Annotated in this window: 1 protein-coding gene; it reads left to right on the forward strand. The window is 63.7% G+C overall.

Going from position 1 to position 1,161, the window contains the following annotated elements:
• Window positions 1–162 precede the first annotated feature (162 nt).
• Window positions 163–1,161 (forward strand): ISL3 family transposase (locus IEW22_RS19785; RefSeq protein ID WP_188589108.1); only part of this gene is annotated, 999 nt, incomplete at its 3' end.

Genomic DNA, 1,161 nt, shown 5'->3' on the forward strand with positions numbered 1-1,161 from the left:
GCCTCTTCCTGATTGACGGTGCGTGGAACAGGTTCTTGCGACCACAAGATGTAGGGGTGAGCAAGATCGCGGGGTGATGGGCGGTGTCGCTGGAGGTGTAGGCGGGTCCTGCGGTGTGAGGATGAAAGCTCTCACACCATCAGCCCGACACCGACAGGACCCATGTTGCAGCGTAGCGCTATTGCCGACACCATTTGCCGCACCATCGAGCTCGGGGTGACGATCACCGGTGCCGCCCTCGACGGCGAGGACCGCACCCACGTGTTCTGCGAGGTCCTGGAACCGAAGAACACATGTCCCGGATGCGGGCGGCCGGGTCGGCTGCGTGACCACATCGATCGTGAGGTCGCTGATCTGCCGATCGTGGGGCATCCGACTCGGCTGCATATCTCGGTGCCGCGCTATCTGTGCGACAACCCGGACTGTCCCACCACGATCTTTCGTGCCGACATCTCGACGATCGTGGCGCCGCGGGCACAGGTCACCCGGCGCACCACGACGTGGATTCTGCGGGCGATGATCGTCGACAAGATGTCGGTGACAGCGGTCGCCGCTGCGATCGGGATGAGTTGGAACACCGTGAACAACCTTGCGTTGGACGCGGCCCGCTCGTTGGCGTCCGCACCGGCCCGCCTGGACGGTGTGCGAGTCCTTGGGGTGGATGAGCACAAGTGGAAACACGTTCGCGGCAAGGGGGATTCGAGTTTCGTGACCGTGCTCGTCGACCTGACACCGATCGTCGATGGTACCGGGCCGGCACGTTTGTTGGACATGGTCGCCGGCCGTTCCAAGGCGGCGTTGAAGGATTGGCTGACCGCGCGCGATCCTGCGTTTCGTGACCGAATCAAGGTGGTGACGATGGACGGCTTCTCCGGGTATCGCACCGCGACCGCTGAAACCCTGGACAAGGCGCGTGCGGTGATGGATCCGTTTCATGTCGTGCACTTGGCCGCCGACAAGCTCACGGTGTGTCGTCAACGCGTACAACAGGATACGTGCGGACACCGCGGCCGTAGCGGGGACCCGCTCTACGGCATCCGCCGCCCTCTGCTCACCCGAATCGGCTTGTTGACCGACAAGCAGAAGACCCGCATCACCAACGGCCTCCAAGCGCGTGAGGAACATCTGGCGGTCGCGGTCACCTACGCCGTCTATCAGGAC

Origin of the sequence: Gordonia jinhuaensis (assembly GCF_014639795.1) — a bacterium.
Taxonomy (GTDB): domain Bacteria; phylum Actinomycetota; class Actinomycetes; order Mycobacteriales; family Mycobacteriaceae; genus Gordonia_B; species Gordonia_B jinhuaensis.